This is a genomic window from uncultured Nocardioides sp., from assembly GCF_947489365.1.
Taxonomy (GTDB): Bacteria; Actinomycetota; Actinomycetes; order Propionibacteriales; family Nocardioidaceae; genus Nocardioides.
On the sequence record NZ_CANLDB010000003.1, the window covers coordinates 251,455 to 274,651 of the forward strand.

Annotated in this window: 24 protein-coding genes; 8 read left to right on the forward strand and 16 right to left on the reverse strand. The window is 73.9% G+C overall.

What is annotated here, in order from left to right; all coding sequences use genetic code 11:
• Positions 1 to 58: 58 nt before the first annotated feature.
• From Q0858_RS10280 to Q0858_RS10295, 4 genes are all read right to left on the reverse strand, one after another.
• The gene (locus Q0858_RS10280) at positions 59 to 397 is read right to left on the reverse strand and encodes a hypothetical protein (protein ID WP_299053585.1); all 339 of its coding nucleotides are present in this window, start codon (positions 395 to 397) and stop codon (positions 59 to 61) included.
• A gap of 20 nt (positions 398 to 417) precedes the next feature.
• Positions 418 to 711 (reverse strand): hypothetical protein, encoded by a 294-nt coding sequence (locus Q0858_RS10285; protein ID WP_299053588.1) that lies wholly within the window; start codon positions 709 to 711, stop codon positions 418 to 420.
• 111 nt (positions 712 to 822) lie between these two features.
• The gene (locus Q0858_RS10290) at positions 823 to 1,842 is read right to left on the reverse strand and encodes an NYN domain-containing protein (RefSeq protein WP_299053589.1); all 1,020 of its coding nucleotides are present in this window, start codon (positions 1,840 to 1,842) and stop codon (positions 823 to 825) included.
• A gap of 47 nt (positions 1,843 to 1,889) precedes the next feature.
• Positions 1,890 to 2,480: a hypothetical protein gene (locus Q0858_RS10295; protein WP_299053592.1), complete on the reverse strand. Its 591-nt coding sequence runs from the start codon at positions 2,478 to 2,480 to the stop codon at positions 1,890 to 1,892.
• Positions 2,481 to 2,686: 206 nt separating this feature from the next.
• Between Q0858_RS10295 and Q0858_RS10300 the strand changes: the two genes are divergently transcribed.
• The gene (locus Q0858_RS10300; protein ID WP_299053595.1) at positions 2,687 to 3,361 is read left to right on the forward strand and encodes a hypothetical protein; all 675 of its coding nucleotides are present in this window, start codon (positions 2,687 to 2,689) and stop codon (positions 3,359 to 3,361) included.
• 125 nt (positions 3,362 to 3,486) lie between these two features.
• Positions 3,487 to 4,143 (forward strand): hypothetical protein, encoded by a 657-nt coding sequence (locus Q0858_RS10305; protein ID WP_299053598.1) that lies wholly within the window; start codon positions 3,487 to 3,489, stop codon positions 4,141 to 4,143.
• A gap of 95 nt (positions 4,144 to 4,238) precedes the next feature.
• Here the strand turns inward: Q0858_RS10305 and Q0858_RS10310 are convergent, their stop codons facing one another.
• The 7 genes from Q0858_RS10310 to Q0858_RS10340 form a co-directional block, all read right to left on the reverse strand.
• Positions 4,239 to 5,543 carry a cyclopropane-fatty-acyl-phospholipid synthase family protein gene (locus Q0858_RS10310; RefSeq protein WP_299053601.1) on the reverse strand — a complete coding sequence of 435 codons (1,305 nt, stop codon included), beginning with the start codon at positions 5,541 to 5,543 and terminating at the stop codon, positions 4,239 to 4,241.
• Positions 5,540 to 6,763: a cyclopropane-fatty-acyl-phospholipid synthase family protein gene (locus Q0858_RS10315; RefSeq protein ID WP_299053604.1), complete on the reverse strand. Its 1,224-nt coding sequence runs from the start codon at positions 6,761 to 6,763 to the stop codon at positions 5,540 to 5,542. Before Q0858_RS10315 ends, Q0858_RS10310 begins: the two co-directional genes overlap by 4 nt.
• A 116-nt stretch (positions 6,764 to 6,879) precedes the next feature.
• Positions 6,880 to 8,958, reverse strand: a complete 2,079-nt coding sequence (locus Q0858_RS10320; RefSeq protein ID WP_299053607.1) for an FAD-dependent oxidoreductase — start codon at positions 8,956 to 8,958, stop codon at positions 6,880 to 6,882.
• Complete coding sequence (locus Q0858_RS10325; RefSeq protein ID WP_299053610.1) at positions 8,955 to 9,737, reverse strand: anti-sigma factor; 783 nt, start codon at positions 9,735 to 9,737, stop codon at positions 8,955 to 8,957. The genes Q0858_RS10320 and Q0858_RS10325 overlap by 4 nt, the downstream gene beginning before the upstream one ends.
• Positions 9,734 to 10,327 (reverse strand): ECF RNA polymerase sigma factor SigK, encoded by a 594-nt coding sequence (sigK, locus tag Q0858_RS10330; RefSeq protein WP_299053613.1) that lies wholly within the window; start codon positions 10,325 to 10,327, stop codon positions 9,734 to 9,736. Before sigK ends, Q0858_RS10325 begins: the two co-directional genes overlap by 4 nt.
• 50 nt (positions 10,328 to 10,377) lie before the next feature.
• The gene (locus Q0858_RS10335; protein ID WP_299053616.1) at positions 10,378 to 11,085 is read right to left on the reverse strand and encodes a fasciclin domain-containing protein; all 708 of its coding nucleotides are present in this window, start codon (positions 11,083 to 11,085) and stop codon (positions 10,378 to 10,380) included.
• 391 nt (positions 11,086 to 11,476) lie between these two features.
• Positions 11,477 to 13,039, reverse strand: a complete 1,563-nt coding sequence (locus Q0858_RS10340) for a molybdopterin-dependent oxidoreductase (protein WP_299053618.1) — start codon at positions 13,037 to 13,039, stop codon at positions 11,477 to 11,479.
• A gap of 55 nt (positions 13,040 to 13,094) precedes the next feature.
• On the opposite strand from Q0858_RS10340, the gene Q0858_RS10345 reads away from it, so the two are divergent.
• Both Q0858_RS10345 and Q0858_RS10350 read left to right on the forward strand, forming a co-directional pair.
• Complete coding sequence (locus tag Q0858_RS10345) at positions 13,095 to 13,922, forward strand: enoyl-CoA hydratase-related protein (protein ID WP_299053621.1); 828 nt, start codon at positions 13,095 to 13,097, stop codon at positions 13,920 to 13,922.
• Positions 13,923 to 13,969: 47 nt separating this feature from the next.
• On the forward strand, positions 13,970 to 16,162 hold the full coding sequence (locus tag Q0858_RS10350; RefSeq protein ID WP_299053624.1) for a UvrD-helicase domain-containing protein: 2,193 nt from the start codon (positions 13,970 to 13,972) through the stop codon (positions 16,160 to 16,162).
• Here the strand turns inward: Q0858_RS10350 and tsaA are convergent.
• From tsaA to Q0858_RS10365, 3 genes are read right to left on the reverse strand one after another with little or no spacing between them, the layout of a single operon-like run.
• Entirely contained in the window at positions 16,159 to 16,698 is a 540-nt protein-coding gene (tsaA, locus tag Q0858_RS10355) for a tRNA (N6-threonylcarbamoyladenosine(37)-N6)-methyltransferase TrmO (protein ID WP_299053627.1), read from the reverse strand. The two genes, Q0858_RS10350 and tsaA, sit on opposite strands and share 4 nt — an antisense overlap.
• Positions 16,699 to 16,717: 19 nt before the next feature.
• Complete coding sequence (locus Q0858_RS10360; RefSeq protein ID WP_299053630.1) at positions 16,718 to 17,254, reverse strand: formaldehyde-activating enzyme; 537 nt, start codon at positions 17,252 to 17,254, stop codon at positions 16,718 to 16,720.
• Entirely contained in the window at positions 17,251 to 18,429 is a 1,179-nt protein-coding gene (locus Q0858_RS10365) for a zinc-binding dehydrogenase (protein ID WP_299053632.1), read from the reverse strand. The genes Q0858_RS10360 and Q0858_RS10365 overlap by 4 nt, the downstream gene beginning before the upstream one ends.
• 92 nt (positions 18,430 to 18,521) lie before the next feature.
• On the opposite strand from Q0858_RS10365, the gene Q0858_RS10370 reads away from it, so the two are divergent.
• Positions 18,522 to 19,463 (forward strand): LysR family transcriptional regulator, encoded by a 942-nt coding sequence (locus Q0858_RS10370; protein ID WP_299054537.1) that lies wholly within the window; start codon positions 18,522 to 18,524, stop codon positions 19,461 to 19,463.
• Here the strand turns inward: Q0858_RS10370 and Q0858_RS10375 are convergent.
• Both Q0858_RS10375 and Q0858_RS10380 read right to left on the reverse strand, forming a co-directional pair.
• A complete protein-coding gene (locus tag Q0858_RS10375; protein WP_299053635.1) occupies positions 19,426 to 19,698 on the reverse strand; it encodes a helix-turn-helix transcriptional regulator in 273 nt (90 codons plus the stop codon). The genes Q0858_RS10370 and Q0858_RS10375 overlap by 38 nt on opposite strands.
• Complete coding sequence (locus Q0858_RS10380; RefSeq protein ID WP_299053638.1) at positions 19,698 to 20,219, reverse strand: DUF2975 domain-containing protein; 522 nt, start codon at positions 20,217 to 20,219, stop codon at positions 19,698 to 19,700. The genes Q0858_RS10375 and Q0858_RS10380 overlap by 1 nt, the downstream gene beginning before the upstream one ends.
• Before the next feature lie 90 nt (positions 20,220 to 20,309).
• On the opposite strand from Q0858_RS10380, the gene Q0858_RS10385 reads away from it, so the two are divergent.
• The 3 genes from Q0858_RS10385 (at position 20,310) to Q0858_RS10395 (ending at position 23,194) form a co-directional block, all read left to right on the forward strand.
• Positions 20,310 to 22,226, forward strand: a complete 1,917-nt coding sequence (locus tag Q0858_RS10385) for an anthranilate synthase family protein (protein ID WP_299053640.1) — start codon at positions 20,310 to 20,312, stop codon at positions 22,224 to 22,226.
• 88 nt (positions 22,227 to 22,314) lie between these two features.
• Positions 22,315 to 22,803 (forward strand): GtrA family protein, encoded by a 489-nt coding sequence (locus Q0858_RS10390; RefSeq protein ID WP_299053642.1) that lies wholly within the window; start codon positions 22,315 to 22,317, stop codon positions 22,801 to 22,803.
• A 25-nt stretch (positions 22,804 to 22,828) separates the two neighbouring features.
• The gene (locus Q0858_RS10395; RefSeq protein ID WP_299053643.1) at positions 22,829 to 23,194 is read left to right on the forward strand and encodes an antibiotic biosynthesis monooxygenase family protein; all 366 of its coding nucleotides are present in this window, start codon (positions 22,829 to 22,831) and stop codon (positions 23,192 to 23,194) included.
• Positions 23,195 to 23,197: the final 3 nt, after the last annotated feature.

The following is a 23,197-nucleotide window of genomic DNA, read 5'->3' on the forward strand; positions in this document are numbered from 1 at the left end:
GTCGGCGCCAGTGTGTCGTTCCTGATCCGTCCTGTGCGTCAGGAACGACACAGAGGCCTCAGCCGACCGGCTCGACCAAGCTGTCGGCGGAGTAGAACCCGCGGTAGTCGCCCCGCGGCACGTCGTACCCGAGGAGGTCGCCGTCCCGGGTGACCGGCCGCGCCCGGACCTCGGCGACCGCCTCCTCGTCGCACCCGACGACCATGGCGGTCCCGGGGTCGCCGCGGCGGCCCGTGGGGTCCGCGCCGACCGGGTCCAACTCCTCCCCGGCGACGCGGAGGCGGGCGTGGCAGTCGCCCTCGAGCGCGACGGGCGCCTCCGCGGCGCAGCCCGTCACGACCAGGGCGGCCGTGACGAGGAGCGATGCGGAGGCGTGGCGCACGACGGTGGGACGCACGCCCGGTGCGGTCGGTTCCGTCAGGGCGTGCGCTCGTCACTGGACACGTCCGACGGCGCCACGCCGTACGCCGCCAGACCGAGTCGCACGCCGGCCGCGACGAGACCCACCTGCAGCAGCACGAGGCCGGGGACGGACGTCACCAGGCCCAGCACGAGGAAGATCGTGGCGTTGTTGTCGCCGGACGTCTGATCGGCCCCCGCGAGGTACGCCAGGCCGAGGAGCACCGCACCCAGGGCGAGGAGCGCGCCGCCCCACCCGAGCATCCCCCGGTGTCGGGAGTCGGCCGCCTCGTGGGGTGTCGTCGTCGCCATGCCGGGAGGGTAGCCCCGCGCACCGTTCGGAAGAACGAGATCGGAGCCCGGATGGGCCCGGATTCGCGCTGTCCCGGCCCTTCGGTCTCGTTCTTCCCTACGGGCCGGCGCTCAGTCCCGCCCGGGCTTGCCCATCGAGGCGAGCCGGGCGGCGTTGCGCTCGGTGTCGTACATGACGATCTCGCGGTGCGACTGCACGAAGTCGCTGAAGGTCGAGAAGCCGATGGCGCGCTCGCTGAAGTCGGGCGCGAGGCGCAGCATCAGCGTCTTGACCATCGACAGGGGCACCCAGTCGTCGGTCCGCTGCTCGTGCCCGAGCTTGAGCGCGCGCAGCAGGAGCTTGCGGGCGGTGCGGGCCGGGTCGTCGGCGCGTCGGCCGCGGGCCGAGCCCTGGGCGGGGGTGTCCTCGGTGGGCGGCTCCTCCGCGACGGCCTTCTTCGCGCCGCGGCGACGCTTGGTGACCTCGGGCTTGGCGGGCTCCGCCGACTCCGAGGCGGCCTGCTCGGCCTCGGTCCCGACCTCGGGCTCGGCGGCGGTCCCGGTGTCCTCCACGTCGTCGTCCTCGTCGTCGTCGAGGGTGACGAGGGCGTCGTACTGGCGGAACTCGTCGCAGGCCAGCTCCCAGTAGCGGCCCACCGACCCGGCCACGCCCACCCCGATGACGCGACGGTCGAGGCGACGGGCCTTCTGCGCGAGCGGGACGTAGTCCGAGTCGCCCGCCGCGACGAGGAGGTGGGTGAGGTACGGGAACCGCTCGAGGTCCTCCAGCGCGTCGACGGCGAGCCGGATGTCGGCGCCGTTCTTGGACCCGGACATCGGGAACATCTGCACCAGGTCGACGGAGCGGCGGGTCAGGGCGCGGCCGTACGCCGCGAACGCGGGCACGGTCCAGTCGCAGTAGGCGCGGCAGATGGTCACGACGCCCATGGACGCCGCGTAGTCGATGATCGCGTCGAGGTCGAGGCGCGCCGACTCCAGCTTGTCGACGATCGCGGGGGTGGCGCGCTTGCGGGCGTCGTCCTTGCGCCACGCGCCCTCGCCGTGGGTGGCGTCGTACAGGCTGATGACCAGGTTCTCGAAGTCCACGTACACCGCGACGCGGCCGGGCAGCTCCTCGCTCGCAGTGCTCATGCCGTCGAGTCTCGCAGAGGCAGCGCGCCGGCCCGGGCGGGCGGCCGTCAGTCGAGGAACAGGCGCTTGGTGCCGAGGAACGGGAACGGCTGGCGGACCCTGCCGTCGCGGCGGGCGTCGTCGGCGTAGGTCAGGACGAACGGCTCGACCACGCCGAGGCTCAGTGCGCCGGTGCGGACCCATCGCGGCCGGCCGAGGCACTGCCGGGGGATCGAGACCGTGATCCGGTCCGCGGCAGGGAGGACGGCGCCCCGCAGGGACGGGCACGGGACCACGGCGTCGCGCTCCGGCTCGATCAGCTCGACCGTCTTCGTGCCGTCCTCGCTGCGCTGGACGAACGCGAGGAAGCCCCGCCCGTCGGACGTGCCGACGCTGACGTTCGTGCCGACCGCGGAGGTGGTGTCGAGGTCGGCGAGGACGACCTGCAGCGCGACGACGCCGTCGGCGTGCCGGCTGCGCAGCTGCAGGACGTCGGCCGACGGCCGCGGGGCCTGTCGTCCCTCGATCTCCGAGACGTCGCCGCGGGGGTCGGCCTTCACCTCGGTGTCGGCAGCGGCGGGACCGGCGGCGGCCACCGGGAGGACCAGGGCCGCCGAGCAGGCGACGGCGGCGAGCGCGCGGGCGAGGGGGCTGGGCATGGGCGTCTCCTGGGAGGTGGCCGGACGCGCCCGAGGCGTGCGGTGGACGACGCCCAGCATGCTGCGACGGGACGGGGTTGTCACCCGTCGTCCTGGGCGACGGGCCACCGGCGCGTGCCCGCCGTGGTTTGGGACGTCTCCTGTGACGGAAGAGGTGCCCGTGACCGCCGTCACCGGGCGTCGGCAGACAGCGCAGGAGAACCGTCATGAGCACCAGGTCCACCCGATCACTCCTCGCCGGCGTCGCCGTCGGCCTTCTCGGCAGCGGGCTCGCCGCCACCGCCCCGGCGGCGACGGCGGCCGCCGACGACGCGGCGCGCGACGCGTCCCGGCTGCCCACGCTCGGCGAGGTCGCCGAGCTGTATCCCTACCTCGAGCGGGACGGTCGTCGCGTGGTCCAGGACGGACCGCGCCAGGGCGCCGTGGTCTCGCCGAACCCGGTCGACGTCGTCGAGGGGGGCGGCGACGGCTGCACCTTCGACGGGGTCTCGGGACGGGCGGAGTCCGGCCGGCGCGCGACGTACGCCGGCGACCCGTCCTCCGCGTACGCCTCCCCGTCGGTGCTGGCGCAGCGCTTCGACTCGGACGCCGACGCGCGCGAGGCCTTCGGGCGGCTCGCCCGGCGGGTCCGGGTCTGCGAGGGCACGTGGGAGGGGCGCGACGAGACCAGCCGTGTGACGCGGCGCGAGGTGGCGACGCCCCGCTTCGGGGAGGCGCGGATCGGCTACCGCGAGCTCCACGAGGGTGACGCCCGGCTGCGGGTCGTCGTCCTGCGGGGCGACCTCCTGCTCAGCACCGAGCGTCGACGCCGTGGAGCGGACGTGCAGGTCCCGCAACGCCCGCTCGAGAAGCTGACCTGGCTCGCGCTGCGGACCCTCTGAGCTCTCGGGCGCGACCTCGGCGAGGAGGACGATGTGGTGCACGGGTTTAACGGGACCGTCGTGACGGAAGGGATCCGAGTGACCGGGGTCACCCGACCCCGGCGTCACACCACGGGGGTTCCACCATGTCCAGACGTCCGTTGCTCGCCGGCCTCGCCGCCGGCCTGATGATGACCGGGGCGGCACTCGCCGCCCCGGCCTCCGCCGAGGAGCCGACCGCCGAGGCGGCCTCGCGACTGCCGTTCCAGAAGGAGGTCGCGCAGGTCTTCTCCGAGGCCGCCGGCGGCGATCGGGTCTCGCAGCCGGGGACCGGCATCCGCGGCCCGAGCAGCGGCACCGCCTCGGTCTACTCCGAACCCTGCCTCGGTGAGGAGGTCCGGGCCGAGGGCGACGCGGGCCGGGCCGCGCAGTACCGACCCGGTCCCGAGGCCGAGCCGCGGCCGGTGACCCCGGTCGTCCAGGAACGCACCTTCGCCTCGCCCGCCGCGGCCCGCGCCGCGCTGGGCGAGCTGAGGGCGGCGGTCCGCGAGTGCCGTGGAGAGACGGCCCGGACCCGCACGGAGACGTACACCTGGTTTCAGCGCTCCGTGCCCCTGTACGGCGAGGACCGCCTGGGCTGGAGCCTCCGGTCGACGTACTCGGGTGGGGGCAAGGTGTTCGACCTGCACTACCTCGTCCTGCGGGGCGACACCGTGGTGCACGTCGTGACGACGAAGCGGGGCGAGCTGCCCGACGCGACGCGGACCCAGCGGCTGACCCGTCTGGCGCTCGACACGCTGTGAGGGCGGGTCACCGGTAGTCCCTGACGTTCCGACCCGGATATCGCGCGAATCCGGGTCCGAACGTCAGGGAGTACCTCGCCGGCCCCGACGAGGGCTCAGAAGTCCCGCACCCGCGGCAGGGTGTGGTCGCCGCCGGGGCGGACCATGAGGATCTGGTCAACGCCCATGCGCCCGTCGCGGAAGGCCATCCGGCCGCCGACGAGGTAGAGGCGCCACACGCGGACGACCTCCTCGCCGACGAGTTCGGTCAGGCGGGCGGCGTTCTTCTCGAACGTCTCGAGCCAGCCGTCGACGGTCCACACGTAGTGCTCGCGCATCGCGTGCACGTCGCGGACCTCGAGGCCGCCCTCCTCCAGCAGCGCGACGGTCTCGCCGACCGGGCGCATGTGCATGTCGGGGGCGATGAACGACTCGATGAACGGGCCGCCGCCGGGGTGGCCTTTGCGGCCGCCGGCCCGGGACATCTGCTGCACCAGCACGCGCCCGCCGGGCTTGACGGCGTCCCGCAGCACCCGGGCGTACGTCGGGTAGTTGCCCTGCCCGACGTGCTCGCCCATCTCGATGCTGGCGGCGGCGTCGAAGTGGCCGACGGCACCCTGGACCTCGGGGATCTCGCGGTAGTCCTGCAGCCGGATCTCGACGCGGTCACCGAGGCCGCGCTCGGCGATCCGGGCGTCGATGAACTTCTTCTGCTCCGCCGCGATCGTCACGCCGACGACCTTCGCGCCGAAGTGCTCGGCCGCGTGCAGCGACAGCGAGCCCCAGCCGCAGCCGACGTCGAGGAAGCGCATGCCCGGCTCGAGGCCGATCTTGCGGCAGACGAGGTCGAGCTTGTCGCGCTGGGCGTCCTCGAGCGAGTACGACGGGTCGTCGCCGGGCTTGGTGAAGTAGCCCGAGGAGTACGCCATCTGCGGCTCGAGGATCAGCGAGTAGAACTCGTTCGACAGGTCGTAGTGGTGGCTGATCGCGCGGCGGTCCCGCAGCCGGGAGTGCAGGCGGCCGGTGATCTGCGCCTGCGAGGCGGGGGCGACCGGGGGCCGGCCCAGCACGCCGAGGTCGCGGGCGGTGCGCGCCGCGTGGAGCAGGGTGGACGGCGAGGGCCGGACGCCGGACAGGCCGCGCTCGGCGGCGACCGCCCACACGTGGGTCAGCGCGTCGTCGAGGTCGTGGTGCACCTCGATCTCCCCGGTGACGTAGGCCTGCGCGGCGCCGAGCTCACCCGGGTGCCACAGCAGCCGCCGCAGCGCGTCGGGGGTGCGGATCTCCACCAGCGGGGCACCCACGGGGCCGGTCTCACTGCCGTCCCAGGCGCGCAGCCGGACGGGGAGCTCGCCGCCGACGAACGGCGTGAGGGCCTCCGCGAGGCGGTCGGCGACCGGTCGTGTCGTCTCGTCGGTCATGCGACGTCCTCCCGGGTGAAGACCAGCTGGTTGACGTCGATGTATCCCGAGGCGAAGCCCGCCCGGGAGTACTCGAGGTAGAAGTGCCACATCCGCCGGAACGTCTCGTCGAAGCCGAGCTCGGCGAACCGCTCGGCGGCGTCCGCGCTGGCGAGGTCCCACTGCCGCAGGGTCTCGGCGTAGTGCTGTCCCATCGACAGCCGGCCGGTCATCCGCAGCGAGGTGTCGGCGCGGGTGATCTCGTCGAGCACCTGCACGGACGGCAGGAAGCCGCCGGGGAAGATGTACTTGTTGATCCACGTGTAGGTGCGCTTCGTGGCGAGCATCCGGTCGTGCGGCATCGTGATGGCCTGGATCCCGACCCTGCCCCCGGGCGCAAGCACGCGGTCGATGGTCCGGAAGTACGTCGACCAGTACTCGTGGCCGACCGCCTCGATCATCTCGACGCTCACGACGGCGTCGTACGTGCCCTGAACGGCGCGGTAGTCGCACAGCTCGACGGTGACCGCCTCGGAGTGGCCCGCGTCGTCGATGCGTCGCTGCGCGAGGGCCTGCTGCTCGCTCGACAGCGTGACGGAGTGGACGGTCGCACCGCGCGCCGCGGCGCGGATCGCGAGCTCGCCCCAGCCGGTGCCGATCTCCAGCACCCGGGTGCCCGGGCCGACGCCGGTGACGTCGAGGAGCCGCTCGATCTTGCGGACCTGGCCGGCCTCGAGGTCGTCACCGGGCTGCGGCGCGGCCGCTCGCTCGAGGCTCCCCACGTGGTCGCGGGCCGCCTCGAGGTCGGCGTCGAACAGCGCGGACGAGTAGCTGAGCGTCGGGTCGAGGAACGCCGCGAACAGGTCGTTCGACAGGTCGTAGTGGTGCGCGATGTTGCCGCGGGTCTGCCGCTCGGTGTTGCGGTGCAGCGCCGGCGGGCGTCGTACGACGGCGGCACGGGCACGCTGCAGGGGCTCGGGGACCAGGCGCGGCAGGTCCGCCGAGAGGACGGACAGGAAGCCGCCCAGGTCGCCGGCGGGGCCCTCGTCCCACGCCCCGGTCAGGTACGCCTCGCCGAAGCCGATGAGCGCGTCGCGGCCGAACCGGGCGAAGAACTCGTCGGGGCGGTGGATCGTCATCTCCGGCCCGCCGCGGCCGAGGGTCGAGCCCGGACCGTCGGCGCCGCGGACGGTGACGTCCAGCCGCGAGACCGCCGAGACGAACAGACGCTTCGCGATCACGGCGGAGACCCTCGTGCGGACCCCGCTCGGCGTCCGGTCCAGGCCCGGCCACGTGGCGGGGTCGGGACGGGGGACGGGGTGCGTGGACGAGTGGGGGTGCGGTGTCATCTCGGTGGTCACGAGACGCCCTCCTGGCGGGGGTGGTCGGGGCGGGGGCGGACCGGCAGGCGACGCAGCCACAGGGCGATGCCGTGCACCCGGATCAGCACGGAGTGTCGCAGCGTGACGCCGGCGACGCGCCACGGGGCGACGGGCTCGGCGGTGCCGGTGAGGGTCGCGGAGAAGTCCTCACCCTCGGGGGAGGTGAGGGAGACCGCGACGTGCAGGTCGGTCTCGGTCGGGGTGGGCACGGCGATCTCGTAGCGACCGGTCGTCCCGTGGAACGGCGAGACGTACAGCTGCTTGTCGGTGCTGGCGCGACCCTGTGCGTCCGGGTGGACGAGGTAGGCGTGGCGCTCGCCGTACGTGTTGTGGACCTCGACGACGACGGCGCGCTGGTCGCCGTCCGGGCCGAAGCACCAGAACACCGAGATCGGGTTGAAGCAGTAGCCGAACGCCCGCGGGTTGGCGGCCATGACGATCCGCCCGCCGGTCACGTCCACGCCCTGCTGGGCGCAGAAGGCCTCGACGTTCTCGCGGATGCCCCGCTCGGGGTGCGCCGGGTCGTTCAGGTGGTCGCGGGCCTCGAAGGTCCCGAGCACGGGGCCGAGGACGCCGCGGCGCGGCAGGTGGTCGAGGTCGACCACCCAGGTGTGGGAGCGGTGGGCGAACGACCGGCGCCACGGGGTGCGACGGGTGTGCCGGATGGTCGTGGAGTAGGTGCGCGGTGACGTCGACGGCGTCGCGGGCCGGGGGCGGGTCGCGGAGCGCTCCCACGGCACGCCGAGCCGGGCGGCGGCCTCGACGCCGGAGCGTGCGCCGTCCTCGTGGAAGCCCCAGCCGTGGTACGCGCCGGCGAAGACGAGCCGGTCGGAGTCGCACTCGTCGAGGCGGGCCTGGGCGGCCACCGACTCGGGCGTGTACAGCGGGTGCTCGTACTCCATCGTGTCGATGACCGTGGCCGGGTCGACGAGGTCGGAGCCGCCGAGGGTGACCAGGAAGCGGCGGTCGGTGACGCCGTACGCCTCGTCGAGGCGCATGAGCCGGGTCAGGTCGTAGGTCACGGTGACCGCGTCGCCGCCGGTGGCGCCGCCGGTCTCGGGGCGGCGCAGGTAGTTCCAGGACGCCCGGGCGCGCGGGAGGCGCGGCAGCAGGGAGTCGTCGGTGTGCAGCTGCGCGGTGTTCGACGAGTAGGTGATCGCCCCGAGCAGCTCGCGCTGCGCGGGCGTCGGGGTGTCGAGCATCGCGAGGGCCTGGTGGGGGTGGGTCGCGACGACCACGGCGTCGTACGTCGTCCGCTCGCCGTTGCCGTCGGTGACCTGCACGCCGTCGGCGGTCTCGGCGACGCCGGTGACCTTCACGCCGGTGCGGACCTCGTCGAGGTGCTCGGCCACCGCGGCGACGTACGTCGCGGAGCCGCCGACCACGGTGCGCCACGGCGGCGAGCCGAAGACCTGCAGCATCCCGTGGTGGGCGAGGAAGCGGAACAGGTAGCGGGCGGGGTACTCCAGCGCGTGGGAGTCATCGGTGGACCAGACGGCGGCGACCAGGGGCTCCATGAAGAGCGCGCGGAAGTGCTCGTCGAAGCCGCCGTCGTCGAGGAACTCCTCGAGGGTGCGGAGGTCGGCGTCCGCGTCGGAGGTGGCGCGCAGCAGCGCACGGGCCTGGCGGTGAAACCGCGGGATCTGCACGAGCATCCGCAGGAACGCCGGGTCCAGCGCGTTGCGCCAGGTGGCGAACACGCCGCCCAGACCGAGGGCGCCGGCCCACTCGACCTTCCGCGGCTCGTCGCGGATGGACATCGACATCTCCGACAGGCGCGTCGTGATCCCGAGCTCGCCGTACAGGCGGAGCAGGTTCGGGTAGGTGCGCTCGTTGTGGACGATGAAGCCGGTGTCGACCGGCACCGTGACGGTGGTGCCGTCGGGGCGTCGTACGTCGACGGGGTGCGTGTCGGCGTGACCGCCGAGGCGGCTGTCGGCCTCGAGGAGGGTGACGTGGCAGGTCCGCGACAGCACGTAGGCCGCGGTCAGGCCGGCCACCCCGCTGCCGACGACGGCGACGCGCCGCCCCTGCGCGGGGTGGACTGCGTTCACGCGGCCGGCCCGAAGTCGAACTCGGCGATCGGCTCCGACGTCGGCTGCTCCGACCCGCCCTCGGGCTCGACGGTGATGCCGACGCCGTCGGCGCCCCGGGCCTCGCCGTCCAGGCGGACGGTCTGGTCCTCGGCGACCGGCATCAGGCCGGCGGAGACGTACTCGCCGCCCCGCTCGAACCAGAGCTGGTAGACGGAGCCGTCCTCCGGGGGAGGCATGTTCTCGGTCTGGATCACCGCGGAGTTCACGGAGTCGGAGTGGACGACCCTCGCGCTGATGTCCTTGCCCAGGTCGACCGAGGTCGAGCGGGCGTCGTCGGCCTGCAGCACCTGCTGCGAGGGGCTGAGGTCCTCGGCGGCCCACGGCTGGGCGACACCGAGCCCGACGGCGAGCAGCACGGCCGCGGCGGCGCTGGCGATCGTCGCCCAGCGGCGGCGACCGCGGCGGGCGGCGAGCTCGTCGACCGCGGGCTCGTCCTCGTCGGCCGCGACCGTCTGCACGGGCAGCGGGGGCAGGGGCCGGACGTTGCTGATCTGCGACAGCACGTTGCGGCGCAGGCCGGCGGGGGGAGTGGTGGCGGAGGTCGCGGCGAGCATGCTCGCGGCCTCGCGGAGGGTGGCGACCTCGTCCTGGCAGTCCGGGCAGGCCGCCAGGTGCCGCTCGAACAGGTCCCGCTCGGGCTCGTCGAGGGCGTCGACGGCGTACGCACCGACGAGGGCGTGGCTGAGCTCGGTCGTACCGGCGAGGTCGTGGGCCTGATCGCCGTGGTTCTCGGTCACTGGCCGACTCCCATCGCGTCTCGTAGGCGGATCAGGCCGTCCCTGATCCGGGTCTTGGCGGTGCCCAACGGCAGGTGGAGCAGCTGGGCGACCTCGGTGTGGGTGTAGCCGCCGAGGTAGGCGAGCTCGACCGCCTCTCGCTGCACGTCGGTCAGTGTCGCGAGGGCCGAGCGCACCCGGTGGGCCTCGAGCGAGGCGTGGGCGGCTTCGGCGGTGCTGTCGTGCTCGGTGGTGCTGTTGCGGTGGTGGTAGGTGAGGTCGCGGCGGGTGCTGGCCTCCGCGGCCCGGACCCGGTCCACCGCCTTGCGGTGCACGATCGTCATGAGCCACGACAGCGCGCTGCCCTTGGCCGGGTCGTAGCGGCTCGCGGTGCGCCAGGTGTCCAGGAAGGCCTCCTGGGTGACCTCCTGGGCCTGGGCCGGGTCGCGCACCACCCGCAGCGCGAGTCCGTGGACCCGCGCTGCGGTGGCGTCGTACAGCTCGGCGAAGGCCTGCTCGTCACCCCGGCTGGAGCGCTGCAGGAGCTCGGCGAGCGCCTCCGGCCCACCCGGTGCGGGTGAGCCGGAGGACACGGGTTCGATGGACCTCACGGTCGCATCATCCCTGACGTGGTGTCGTCGTGTGTCGGTTCGGGCCTGGATCAGCCGTTGCCGCCGCCGTTGCCGGACATCTCCGGCATCAGCACGCTGTCGATCACGTAGACGTTGGCGTTGGCGGTCTGCACGTTGCCGCAGACCACGTTCGCCTCCTCGCCACCGTTGGCGGCGGGGATGGTGAAGTCCTCGCCCTCGCCCTCGATGGTCACGGTGTCCTCGGCGACGGTGGTCTGGTCACCGGCGAGCTGCGAGGGGTCGAGACGCTCGGCGATGACGTGGTGGGTGAGCACCGTGGTCAGGGCCGGCTTGTCGCCGAGCAGAGCGTTGAGGTCGGCCTCGGGGATTTTCTCGAAGGCCGAGTTGGCCGGGGCGAAGACCGTGGCGGCCTCGAGACCGTTGAGGGTCTGGACCAGGTCGGCCTCGGTCACCGCGGTGACGAGGGTCGACAGGAGCGGGTTGTTGCTCGCGGCGGTGGCGACGGGGTCGTCGGCCATGCCCTCCGCGGAGCCCTCGCCCTGCTTGGGGACGTCGGCGCAGGCGGCGCCGAAGTACATGGGCTCCTCGGCGGCCTCGGACTCGCTGGACTCGGGCTCGCTCGGCGAGGCCTCGTCGCTGGAGGCGCTGCTCTCGGTGTCCGAGGCGTCGGTGCCGGTGTCGGAGGAGTCCTCGCTCGAGCACGCGGCGAGGCCGAGGGAGAGGGACAGGGCCAGGGCCGCGACGCCGCCGGTCCGCTTCAGGATCGTGCGCTGCATGGTGAGGCCTTTCGTCGTCGATCCGCATCGTGCGGACCGTTGTTCGGGGAATGACGGAGGTAGTTCGTCACCCCTGCTCAGGTGGATGGGCCGACCTGGAATTTTTTTGGAGCCGGGGGGCGAGCTCGGAGATCGAGGTGCGAGGCCGTCGGCGTGGTTCGGAGATCGAGGTGCGAGGCCGGCCACGGCCGAGCCACGAGATCCGGTGACGGTCCGTGGGTGCGTCGCGGGGTCTCGTGGCTCGTCGCTGGCGCTCCTCGCACCTCGACCTTCGGTGGCCCCCCAGCGCCGAGTCGGCCTGAGCGTGTCGCCGTACGACGACGAGTCGGCCCGAACTGGTGCGTTCGGGCCGACTCGGGCCGTGTGGGGCGTGCGTTGGGGCCGACTCGGCTCACTCCACGGTGACGGTGATCTCCTGGATGCCGCTGGAGCCGTTGGGGAAGGGCTCGGCCATGGCGGGGGTCTGGACCTCGCCGTCGTCGGTGATGGCGCGGACGCCGAGCAGGCGGAGGCCCGGCTCGTCGGCGTTCCAGCGGTAGAACCACTGGCGCCAGTAGTCGACCCCGGCGTCGGGGCCGAGCTCGGCGTCCGTCCAGGCCCCGCCGTCGATGCGGACCTGGACCTTCGCGATGCCCTTCGTCTGCGCCCACGCGACGCCGGCGACCATGACCTCGCCGGCGGGGTTCTTCGACAGCGGCTCGGGGGTGTCGATGCGGCTGGAGATCTTGATGGGGCCCTCGATCGCCCAGTCGCGCTCGGTCCAGTACGCCTCGACCTCGTCGTACGTCGTGAGCGTCATCTTGGTGATCCACTTGCAGGCCCCGACGTAGCCGTAGATGCCGGGCGTCACCAAGCGGGCGGGGAAGCCGCGGTCGCGGGGCAGGGGCTCGCCGTTCATGCCGATCACGAGCAGGGTGTCGCGCCCGTCCAGGGCGACCTCGAGGGGAGTGCTCATGGTGAAGCCGTCGGTGGAGGTCGACAGGATCTGGTCGGCCGACGTGCTGTCGATGCCGGCGCGGTCGAGGAGGTCCTTGATCGGGATGCCCTGCCAGCGGGCGGAGCCGACGTACGGGCCGCCGACGTAGTTCGAGACGCAGGTGAGGGTGATGTCCTTCTCGACCGTGTCCATCTCGAGCAGCTCGGCGTAGGTGAAGGAGACCTCCTGGTCGACGTCACCGTCGATGGTGAGCGTCCACGACGACTCGTCGACGACGGGCACGGAGAGGTTGATGTCGACGCGGTAGAAGTCCTCGGCCGGGGTCACGAACGGCGAGATGCCGTCGATGCGGCTCTCCAGCCCGGCGGGCAGGGCCTTCGGCGAGGACGTCGGTCGCGGCAGCGCGATGTCGGTGAGGCGGGTGCGGGCGGTGGTGATGGCCTGCCCGGCGGCGGCCATGCCGACGGCGACCAGGGCGACGGCCCCGGACCCGATCAGGACGCCGCGGCGCGAGGCCTTGGCCCGGATGGGGGTGGAGTCGGCGGTCGCGGCCTCCGACGGCTCGGGCACGGTCGTCCGGCGCAGCCGCCCGGCGACCCACCCCAGGACACCCGCCCCCACGAGGGCGGTGACCAGGGCGGGGACGACGTCGAGCAGCCCGGCGGTGGGCCGGAGCGCGGCCGCGGCGCCCGCGATCGCGACCAGCGCGAGCAGCAGCGTCATCCCGGCGGCGAGGCTGCGGCGGGCCAGCAGCCCGGCGACCGCGGCGAGCAGCAGCGCGCCGACGATCACGCTGCCGACGAGGATCACCTTGTCGGCCGACCCGAAGGTCGCGATCGCCCACTCCTTGACCGGTGTGGGGGTCAGGTCGATGACGGTGGAGCCGATGGCCAGCACTGGCGAGCTCGCGGGGTTCAGCAGCGCCGCGGTGAGGTGACCGGCGGCGGTGCCGGCCAGGGCGGCCAGCAGGCCGGCCCCGGCGTAGGACGTCGTCCGAGCGGACGGCAGGAGCTTCATGCCGGTGGTTCGACGCGGCGGTGGTCAGCGGATCGGATCCGGCAGGATGCGACGGGTGAGCACCGACACGTCGCCGTCGCCGGCGCAGGAGCCCCTGGTCCGCGTCACCCACCGCAGCGCCGCCGAGGTCGGGGCCGTCGCGGGCGTCGAGGGCCTGCCGGACGACGTCCGCCTCGCCGTCGTGACGCTGGACTCCCCGGCCAACCGCAACGCCCTGTCGCGTCGCCTCGTCGCCGAGCTGCTGGCCGCGCTCGACGAGGCCGACCGCGACCCGACCGTCCGGGCGGTGCAGCTGCGCGCCACCGGGCGGGTGTTCTGCTCGGGCGCCGACCTCTCCGAGGCCGTCGAGGGCGGCATGGAGCAGGGCGCGCGCGGCATGGTGGACATGCAGCGGGCCGTCCTCGCGATGGCGACCCCGGTCGTGGTGGCGGTCCAGGGCCCGGTCCGCGCCGGGGGCATCGGCCTCGTCGGCGCCTGCGACGTCGCGATCGCCGCGCGCGCCGCGACGTTCGCGCTCACCGAGGTCCGTCTCGGGCTGGCGCCGGCCGTCATCTCGCTGGTGCTGCTGCACCGGATGACCCCGCGCGGGGCGCAGCGGACCTTCCTCGACGGCGAGGTGTTCGACGGTGACGCCGCTGCGGCGTACGGGCTCGTGTCGCAGGCCGTGGACGCCGACGACCTCGACGCGGCCGCCGACCGCGCCTGCGCGTCGCTGCTCCTCGGCAGCGCCCAGGGCCAGCGCGAGACCAAGCGGCTGCTCAACCGCGAAGTGCTCGCCGACCTCGACGCCCGCCGCGAGGAGGTCGCCGCGACGTCCGCCCGACTCTTCGGTTCACCCGAGGCCAAGGAGGCGATGACGGCGTTCCTGAGGCGGAAGGCTTAGAGTTCTCCGTCCGTGTTTGTCTCATGGCGGGTCCCCATGGGGGTGTGGTGTCGGAGGAGCAGGTGGCCGGAGAGGTCGCCGAGGAGCAGGCGTTCGTCGATCGGGTCCACGCCCGGCTGGTGGACTCCGCTGCAGCCGCGCGCGAGCTCGCGCGCGAGGGGCACGACCGCGCCCGCCTGGGCCACGAGGGCGGCCTCGTCGAGCGTGACGCGATGGTGCACCACGCGGCCCGTCGTATCGCCGAGCTGGACGCCGCCCACGAGGGCCTGGTGTTCGGCCGCCTCGACCTGAGGTCGGACACGCCCGCCGGCGAGGGCGGCCCCCGGTACGTCGGCCGCATCGGCCTGCGCGACGAGCACCGCGACTCGCTGCTCGTCGACTGGCGCGCCCCCGCGGCCGCGGTGTTCTACCAGGCCACGGCCGCCGAGCCGTCGGGCGTCGTACGACGTCGCGTGCTGCGCAGCTCCGGGCGGACCGTCGAGGGTGTCGAGGACGAGCTGCTCGACCCGACCGCCCCCGGCGCCGAGGAGCTGCCGGTCATCGGCGAGGGCGCCCTGATGGCGCAGCTCTCCCGCGCCCGCGACCGCTCCATGCACTCGATCGTCGCCACCATCCAGGCCGAGCAGGACCGCGCCATCCGCGCGCCCGTCAAGGGCGTCGTGTCGATCGCCGGCGGCCCCGGCACCGGCAAGACGGTCGTCGCGCTGCACCGGGCGGCGTACCTGCTCTACTCCGACCGCCGCCGCTACGAGACCGGTGGCGTGCTCGTGGTCGGGCCGTCCGGGGTGTTCATGCGCTACATCGAGCGGGTGCTGCCCAGCCTCGGCGAGACCGCCGTCGCGCTGCGCTCGCTCGGCGAGGTGGTGGACGGCGTCCGCGCCGAGCGCCACGACGAGCCCACCGTCGCCGAGGTCAAGGGCTCCGCGCGGATGGCGGAGGTGCTCCAGCGGCTGGCGCGGCGCCAGGCACCCGGCAGCCCCGAGGAGTTCTCGCTCTACTACTACGACAACCGGCTGCGGCTCGACCGCGGCACGCTGGGCCGGGTCCGCCGCCAGCTCATGGGCCAGGGCAACCGGAACCGGCAGCTGTCCCGCGTCGCGGGCGCCCTGATCGAGGCGCTGTGGCGCCAGGTCCGCAGCGACCGCGGTCGCGACCGCGGCCGCCCGCAGTTCGTGGACGACCTGCTCTCCGACGACCGGTTCGTCGACTTCGCCGCCTCCTGGTGGCCGCCGCTGTCGGCCCCGGACGTGCTCGCGTGGCTCCGCGACCCCGAGCTGCTGGCCTCCGTGGCCTCGGGCCTGCTCGGCGACGAGGAGCAGCGCCTGCTCGTGAAGTCGTGGTCCTCGACCGGCGCGGCGCTGAGCATCGAGGACGTCCCGCTGCTCGACGAGCTCCGCTACGTCCTCGGCGACGTCCCCGCGCCCAAGGAGGAGGCCGACGACCTGCTCACCGCGGCCGAGGGCGGCATCGACCTGGTCGAGCTGACCACCGCCTCCGACCGCGAGTACGCCCCGTCCGGCCGCGCCTGGTCGCCCCCGACCGGCTCCATCGAGGACGACGCCTTCGCCCACGTCCTCGTCGACGAGGCCCAGGACCTCTCCCCGATGCAGTGGCGCATGGTCGGTCGCCGTGGCCGCACCGCGACCTGGACGGTCGTCGGGGACCCGGCGCAGTCGTCGTGGCCGGTGCGGGCCGAGGCGGACGCCGCCCGCGCGACGGCGCTGGAGAAGAAGGTCGTCCACTCCTTCCACCTCTCGACGAACTACCGCAACTCGGCCGAGATCTACGCCCACGCCGCGGCGTACGCCGAGCGGGTGGGCCTGGACGCCGACCTGCCGACCGCGGTCCGCTCGACCGGGGTCGACCCGGTGGTGCTCACCGGCGTCGACGACCTGCACGCGACGACGCGGGAGGTCGTCGCCGACCTCGCGGCACGGGTCGACGGCACGGTCGGGATCGTCGTCCCCTCCGCGCGGCACTCCGACGTCAACCGCTGGCTCGCCGGCTGGACCGAGCTCGCCGAGGACGCCCCCGGCGCTCGCCAGGCCGCCGAGACCGGCCGGACGTCGTCCGACGACCGGGTCTCCGTCCTCACCGGGCTGGAGACGAAGGGCCTGGAGTTCGACGCCATCGCCGTCGTCGCGCCCGAGGAGATCGAGACGGAGTCGCCCACCGGCCGGGCGACGCTGTACGTCGTCCTCACCCGCGCGACGCAGCTGCTGACGACGATCTCCGACTAGCTCCTGTCGCGGCCGCCGCGCAGCGACGCGGGGGTCGCGCCCTCGGGCACGTCGATCTCGTCGAACCAGCCGGACCGCACGGTCCCGCGCGGGGTGTCGGCGTCCGGGAAGAACGGCTTGATGTCGAGCAGCGGCGTCCCGTCGACCACGTCGACGCCCCGGAACCGGACGGTGGCGCCCTCGACCGCGACCACCTCGACGAGGCTCAGGCCGACCGGGGCGGGACGGCGGGGCCCGCGCATCGCGAAGACCCCCATCGGCGGCCCGTCGGGGCGCAGGTAGGGCCGCTGACGGAGCCCGTCGTCGCTCGGCGGGCACGGCTCGCTGCGGTGCAGCCAGGTCACCAGCCACGCGTGGGTGAAGTCGGCCAGGCCGTCGAGGCCCGCCTCCCACGCCGGGTCGAGGACGGCGACGCCCTCCTCGGCGAGGTTGGCCTGCGCCTGCACCGGGGTGTCGGACGTCCGCGCGCGGGTCGTGCGGAGCACCCCGATCGGCGTCAGGACGGCGGGGGTGACCGGCTCCGGAGGGGTGCGCACGCCCGCCACGCTAGGCCGTTCAGGAACCCCCGTAGAAGGGGTGGGTGACCTCGTCGCGGCGGCGGACGAGGTCGAGGGCCGCCACGGGGGAGCGGCCCTCGACGCACTCGGCGAGGGCGCGGCTCGTCGCCGTCCGCGCGCTGCGGCGCACGGCGGTCTCGTCGGCCGCGGCCGGGTCGATCCACAGCGACACCAGGACGACGTGCTCCTGGTCGGCGGCGAGGCCGCCGTCGGCGACGACGTCGAGCACCCCCTGGGAGATGCCGACCTGCGCCGCTCCCGCGACCAGCGTGACGCCGAGGTCGCCGGCCGGCTCGGTCTTGGTGAGGATCACCGTCGGCGGGTTCACCGTCTCGTACGACGCCTGGTCGGGCCCGAGCGAGGCCAGGATCGGCGTGAAGCCGGGGCTCGGCGAGGTGAAGGCCGTGGTGATCGCGGCCGCGGTCGAGCTGCCGCGGCGGGCGAGGAGCACGTTGACGTGGACGCCGTCGGGCGCCGACCCGCCCCACCCCTGGGCGAGCCGGCCGTCGAGGTCGTCCTGCGGGACCCCGCTCATGCGGGCAGCAGCGCCGGCGCGGGGCCGGCCAGCGCGGCGGGCGCCTCGACCGGCAGCGGACCGGCGAGCTCCGGGTCGATCACCAGGATCCCCTTGCCGAGCGTCCCGGAGCGCAGCGCGTCGAAGGCCTCGTTCACCTCGTCGAGCCGGAACGCCCGCGTGACCATCCGGTCCAGCGGCAGCAGCCCGCTGCGGTGCAGGCCGAGGACGGCGGGGATGTCGAGGCCCGGGCGCGACGAGCCGTACAGGCTGCCCACGACGGTCTTCTCCGAGCGCACCAGGCGGGCGCCGGGCAGGACCGGGTCGACCCCGGGCGCGGGGACGCCGACGCAGACGATCGTGCCGCCCTCGACGACGGCGTCGAACGCGGTGGCCACCACCCCCTCGCTGCCGGTGGCGTCGATCGCGTAGTCGGCGCCGTCGCCGCCGGTCAGCGCGCGGACCTGCTCGGCGAGCACCGGCGACGGCGTGAGCGTGTGGGTGGCGCCGAACGTCGTCGCGGCGGCCCGCTTGGACTCGACGGGGTCGACCACGATGACCTGCGCGGCGCCGCTGATCCGGGCGCCGGCGACGGCGGCGAGACCGACGCCGCCCCCGCCGAACACGACGACCGAGCTGCCGGGCGTGACGCGGGCCTGGTTGACGACGGCGCCGTACCCGGTGAGGACGGCGCAGCCGACGATGCTGGCCAGCGCGAGGGGGACCTCGGCGGGGATCGGGACGGCGCTCGCTGCCGGGACGACGGTGTGGGTCGCGAAGGTCGACAGGAACGAGTAGTGGTGCACCGGCATGCCGCGGTCGTGGAGGCGCACGGAGCCGTCGAGCATCGTGCCCGCGAGCAGCGCGGGGGCGGCGGCGGTGCAGAGCACGGGCCGGCCGCGCTGGCAGTGGCGGCAGGTGCCGCAGCTCGGCATCCACGACAGGGCGACGTGGTCGCCGACCCGGACGTGGGTGACGCCCGCGCCGACGGACTCGACGACGCCGGCGCCCTCGTGGCCGAGCACGGTGGGCGTGGGGGAGGGGATGCGCCCGGACTGCGTGTGGGCGTCGGAGGCGCACACGCCGGAGACGGCGAGACGGACGCGGACCTCGTCCGGTCCGGGCTCGTCGAGGGTGAGCGTCGTGATCTCGAAGGGCTGGCCCACTCCTCGCAGGAGGGCGGCGGTGATCTCCATGACAGCAGCGTGGAGCCACGACATACCTGAGCGAAAGCGAGTTGTCGTGACGCTGTGGTTCAGCGTGGCTGATCTAGGATCGGCGTGTGGCGATGGACCCGAACCGGCTGCTCGTGCTCCGCGCCGTCGCCCGGACCGGCGGGGTCAAGCCGGCCGCCCGCGCGCTGCACCTGACGCCGTCCGGGGTCTCGCAGCACCTGTCGAAGCTCGAGGCCGAGGCGGGCGTGGCGCTGGTCGACCGCACCCGCCGCGGCGGTGGTCGGTCGCTCGTCCTCACGCCGGCCGGCCGGGCGCTCGCCGACCAGGCCGAGCAGCTCGCCGCCGCCCTCGCGAGCGCGCAGCGGCGCGTCGACCTCTACAAGGAGCAGCAGGGCGGCACGGTCCGCATCGGCGGGTACGCCAGCGTGCTCAACCAGGTCGTCGCCCACACCGTGGTCTCTCTCGCCCTGACCGACGCCGACGTCGACCCGCGCATCTTCGAGGTCGACGAGGAGGAGGGTCTGCGGCAGCTGGCGAAGGGCGAGCTCGACCTGCTGATCAGCGAGCGGCCCCAGCCCGACGATCCGCCGCGCCCGCGGACCCTGGTCGAGACCGACCTGATGCGCGACCCGTTCCGGATCGTGGTGCCCGCGTCCTGGTCGGCGGACGTCGGCGCGGACGACATCCTCGGCGGGCCGTGGGTGCTGTCGTCCGGGCACAGCCCGTCGCGACAAGCGCTCGAGCGGGTCGCCACCGCGCACGGCGTCTCGCTCGACGTCCGCCACACCGCCGTGCAGAGCGGCACGATGCTGGCGCTCATCGCCGCCGGCCTGGGGGCCGGGATCATCCCGCAGCTGACGCTGACTCACCTCGAGCACGGCCAGGTGCGCGTCCACCCGGGACCGCTGGACCCCGGCAGCCGGACGATCACCGTCCTGCACCACCGCGACCGCCTGCAGGCCGCCCCGGAGCGGGCGCTGGTCGAGCTACGGCGTCAGGCCTCGACCGAGGAGCAGGTCATCCACGCGGGCTCGCCGTCGACCGAGTCGTCGTAGGGTCCCCGCTCGGCTCCGGCTCCTCGGGTGCGTCCGGCTCCCACCGCAGCAGGTCGCCGGGCTGGCAGTCGAGCGCCGCGCACAGCGCCTCCAGCGTGGCGAACCGGACGGCCTTGGCGCGGCCGTTCTTGAGGACGGCGAGGTTCGCGGGCGTGATCCCCACCCGTTCGGCGAGCACCCCGACGGCCATCTTGCGGCGGGCGAGCATGACGTCGACGTCGACGACGATCGGCATCAGATGACGCCGTCCAGCTCGTCCTGCAGCGCACGGGTCTCGGCGTCGCGGGCCACGGCCTGCGCGAGCAGCATCCGCTGCACGAGGACGACGAGCGCGACCCCGGCCAGGACGACGGAGGCGCCGAGGACCAGCCCCACCAGGCCGGGCGCGACCGCGTCGTCCGGCTGGGTGCGGTTGCTGACGACCCCCACCACGGCCAGGACCGCGACCAGGGCGGCCAGGACGCCGATCGCGGCGACCACGCGGTCGACGTACCGCAGCGCGGCGGCGGTGAAGACCGTCCCCCGGCGCACCATCGTCAGCAGCCGCCAGACGTGGACGCCGACGACCTGCAGGCAGGCGACGGCGAGGAACAGCGTCGTGAGGACGACGGGCCCCTGCCACACGAGCGGGCCGTCGACCACGAGCAGGAAGCCGCCGAGGAGCGTGCCGCCCTGCGCCACGAGCGAGCCGGCGAGGCACACCCCGATCACGACCCGCAGGGCCAGGACCACCCGTCCGAGGATCGTGCCCGCCATGTCTCCTCCGTCAGTCGATCGTTTTCTATCGAAAGACGATAGGTCGCGGCCGGAGCGCAGTCAACCGTCCGGCGGGCCTAGGCTCGCGGCATGACTCAGCACGCCACCGCCCGGGACGCGATCGACGCCGTCCAGGGGCACGAGGCGTGGGCGATCATCCGGCGCTCGACCCGTCTGGGGGACCGCGACACCGTCGGCGTCCTCGGGGGCACGCGCACCGAGGTCGCCTCGATCCTCGACATCCCGCTCGAGTCGGGGGTGCCCACCGACGGCCACGTCGCCGACCGGCTCGTCGCGGTGCCGTTCCGCCAGGTCGCCGAGCGGGGCTTCGCCGCCCACGACGACGGGACCCCGCTGGTCGTGGTCGACGTCGAGGTCGAGCAGGAGTTCAGCGTCGAGGAGGTCGTCGCCGCCATCGACCCTGTGGCCCTGGACTTCGACTCCGTCGGCGGGTTCGACGTCGACGACACGGCGTACGCCGAGACCGTGCGCCGCATCATCGACGACGAGATCGGCCAGGGCGAGGGCGCGAACCTCGTGATCGGCCGGCACTACCGCGCCCGCGTCGCCGACTGGGACGCCGCCCGCGCGCTGTCGGTCTTCCGCACGCTGCTCGAGCGCGAGCGCGGGGCGTACTGGACGTTCGTGTTCTTCACGGGCGACCGCTACCTGATCGGGGCCAGCCCGGAGCGGCACGTGTCGGTCCACGGCGGCGACGTCCGGATGAACCCGATCAGCGGCACCTTCCGCCTGCCCACCGACGGCGCGCCGGACCTCAAGCGGCAGCTGCTGGACTTCCTCGCCGACCCCAAGGAGATCTTCGAGCTCTTCATGGTGGTCGACGAGGAGCTGAAGATGATGTGCGACGTCTGCTCCGAGGGCGGGCAGGTGCTCGGGCCGTTCCTCAAGCCGATGAGCCGGCTGGTGCACACCGAGTACCTCCTCGCCGGGCGCACCGACCGCGACCCGCGCGAGGTCCTGCGGGACACGATGTACGCCGCCACCGTCACCGGCAGCCCCGTCGAGAACGCCTGCCGCCTCATCGCGACCCACGAGACCGAGGGCCGCGGCTACTACGGCGCCGCGCTGGCGATCCTCGGCCGCGACGAGGAGGGCGGGGCCGTGCTCGACAGCCCGATCGTCATCCGCACCGCCGACGTCGGGCTCGACGGCACCCTGAAGGTGACCGCCGGCGCGACGCTCGTCCGCGACTCCGACCCGGCGTACGAGGTGGCCGAGACGCACGCGAAGGCCTCCGGGATCCTCTCGGCGTTCGGGCTCGTGCCGTCCGCGCCGCCGAGCGCGGTGGACGTCGCCGAGCTGGTCGCCGACGAGGACGTCCTGCTCGCGCTCAACTCCCGCAACCAGCGGCTCTCCCGCTTCTGGCTGACCGACCAGGCCGGCGACGCCGACGTGCTCGAGCCGCCGTTGGCGGGACGGTCCGCGGTCGTGCTCGACGGCGAGGACGACTTCGTCAAGATGCTCCGCCACGTGCTCGCGGTGCTCGGGATGACGACGTCGGTGGTGCGGCACTCCGACTACGCCCCCGGCGTGCTGGACGGCGCCGACCTCGTGGTCGTCGGCCCCGGCCCGGGCGACCCGCGCGACGGCGACGACCCGAAGATGCGGAACCTGCGCGCCGCCGTCGACGAGCTCCTGGCCGCGGAGCGCCCGTTCCTCGCGGTGTGCCTCGGCCACCAGGCGCTGTGCCACGCGCTGGGCCTCGACCTGGAGTACAAGGACATCGTCTTCCAGGGCACCCAGTCGCCGGTGGCGCTCGACCGCCGCGTCGAGCGGGTGGGCTTCTACAACACGTTCGTCGCCCGCGTCGGCGACGAACGCCCGGCCCCGCCGGACGGCGTCCGCGTCGACGCCGACCCCGCGACCGGCGACGTGCACCGGGTGCGGGGGCCGCACTACGCCGGCATCCAGTTCCACGCCGAGTCGATCCTCACCGAGAACGGCTACCAGCTGCTCGCGGACCTGGTCGGGGACCTGCTGTCCTGAGACCCCGGGACCCCCACGACCGACGGGGCCCAGCTGTCCGGTCCATCGCTCACAGAGAACCCTCAGGCTGATGGGCCACACTCGACAGATGGTGAGCGTGACGGTCGATCGTGAGTGGTCGGCCGCGCCCAGCGCCGGGCCAGGGACGAGACTCGTCGCCTGGCTGCGTCCCGCTCCGTCGTTCCTGGCCGTCGGTGCCGCCTCGAGCGCGCTGTACGGCGGGCTGTACCTCGTGCTGCGCGAGGTCGCGACCTCGCAGTGGGCCAACGGCGTGGCCCTGGTGCTCTCGACGCTGGTGAGCACGGCCGGCAACCGGCGGCTGACCTTCCACAGCACGGCGGCGTCGACCGTCGTCCCCCACCACGCCCTCGGCCTCGGGCTCGTCGTCGCCGGGTTCGGCCTGACCTCCGGCGGGCTCGGACTGCTCGCCGCCCTCGACCCGTCGGCGACCCGGACCGCGGAGCTCGTCGTCCTCGCGGTCGCCAACGCGCTGGTCGGCGTCCTGCGGTTCACGTCCTTCAGCCTCGTGATGCGTCGGGATGTCGAGAGCGGCGTCCCCGCTCCGTCCCTGTCGTGACAGCACGCGACGAGAGGAGACAGCCATGACCGGCACGTCGACAGGCACCGAGATCCTGGGCATCGCCCGCATCACCTTCACCGAGGGTGGGGCGGAGGAGTTCGAGCGGCTCTCCGAGCGCTGCATGGAGATCGTGCGGACGCAGGACACCGGCACGCTGCAGTACGACGTCTACCTCGACGAGGCCAGGACCCGGGCGGTGGTCGTCGAGCGGTACCGGGACTCCGCCGCGCTGCTCGAGCACCTCGAGCACATCGGCCCCGAGCTCATGGCCGCCGTCGTGGCCTGCGGGGAGATGGAGGGCGAGACGCTGGGCGTCCCCAGCCCCGAGCTGCGGGCCGCGATGGGCGAGAACGCGGTCGGCGTCCTGCTGCCCCACCTCTCGCTGTAGCCA

Bases quoted from the DNA above. Each gene is read 5' to 3' on its own strand.
- Q0858_RS10285 (WP_299053588.1), bottom strand. From the start codon at position 711: ATGGCGACGACGACACCCCACGAGGCGGCCGACTCCCGACACCGGGGG.
- Q0858_RS10290 (WP_299053589.1), bottom strand. From the start codon at position 1,842: ATGAGCACTGCGAGCGAGGAGCTGCCCGGCCGCGTCGCGGTGTACGTG.
- Q0858_RS10295 (WP_299053592.1), bottom strand. From the start codon at position 2,480: ATGCCCAGCCCCCTCGCCCGCGCGCTCGCCGCCGTCGCCTGCTCGGCG.
- Q0858_RS10300 (WP_299053595.1), top strand. From the start codon at position 2,687: ATGAGCACCAGGTCCACCCGATCACTCCTCGCCGGCGTCGCCGTCGGC.
- Q0858_RS10305 (WP_299053598.1), top strand. From the start codon at position 3,487: ATGTCCAGACGTCCGTTGCTCGCCGGCCTCGCCGCCGGCCTGATGATG.
- Q0858_RS10310 (WP_299053601.1), bottom strand. From the start codon at position 5,543: ATGACCGACGAGACGACACGACCGGTCGCCGACCGCCTCGCGGAGGCC.
- Q0858_RS10335 (WP_299053616.1), bottom strand. From the start codon at position 11,085: ATGCAGCGCACGATCCTGAAGCGGACCGGCGGCGTCGCGGCCCTGGCC.
- Q0858_RS10340 (WP_299053618.1), bottom strand. From the start codon at position 13,039: ATGAAGCTCCTGCCGTCCGCTCGGACGACGTCCTACGCCGGGGCCGGC.
- Q0858_RS10360 (WP_299053630.1), bottom strand. From the start codon at position 17,254: ATGAGCGGGGTCCCGCAGGACGACCTCGACGGCCGGCTCGCCCAGGGG.
- Q0858_RS10365 (WP_299053632.1), bottom strand. From the start codon at position 18,429: ATGGAGATCACCGCCGCCCTCCTGCGAGGAGTGGGCCAGCCCTTCGAG.
- Q0858_RS10370 (WP_299054537.1), top strand. From the start codon at position 18,522: ATGGACCCGAACCGGCTGCTCGTGCTCCGCGCCGTCGCCCGGACCGGC.
- Q0858_RS10375 (WP_299053635.1), bottom strand. From the start codon at position 19,698: ATGCCGATCGTCGTCGACGTCGACGTCATGCTCGCCCGCCGCAAGATG.
- Q0858_RS10380 (WP_299053638.1), bottom strand. From the start codon at position 20,219: ATGGCGGGCACGATCCTCGGACGGGTGGTCCTGGCCCTGCGGGTCGTG.
- Q0858_RS10385 (WP_299053640.1), top strand. From the start codon at position 20,310: ATGACTCAGCACGCCACCGCCCGGGACGCGATCGACGCCGTCCAGGGG.
- Q0858_RS10390 (WP_299053642.1), top strand. From the start codon at position 22,315: ATGGTGAGCGTGACGGTCGATCGTGAGTGGTCGGCCGCGCCCAGCGCC.
- Q0858_RS10395 (WP_299053643.1), top strand. From the start codon at position 22,829: ATGACCGGCACGTCGACAGGCACCGAGATCCTGGGCATCGCCCGCATC.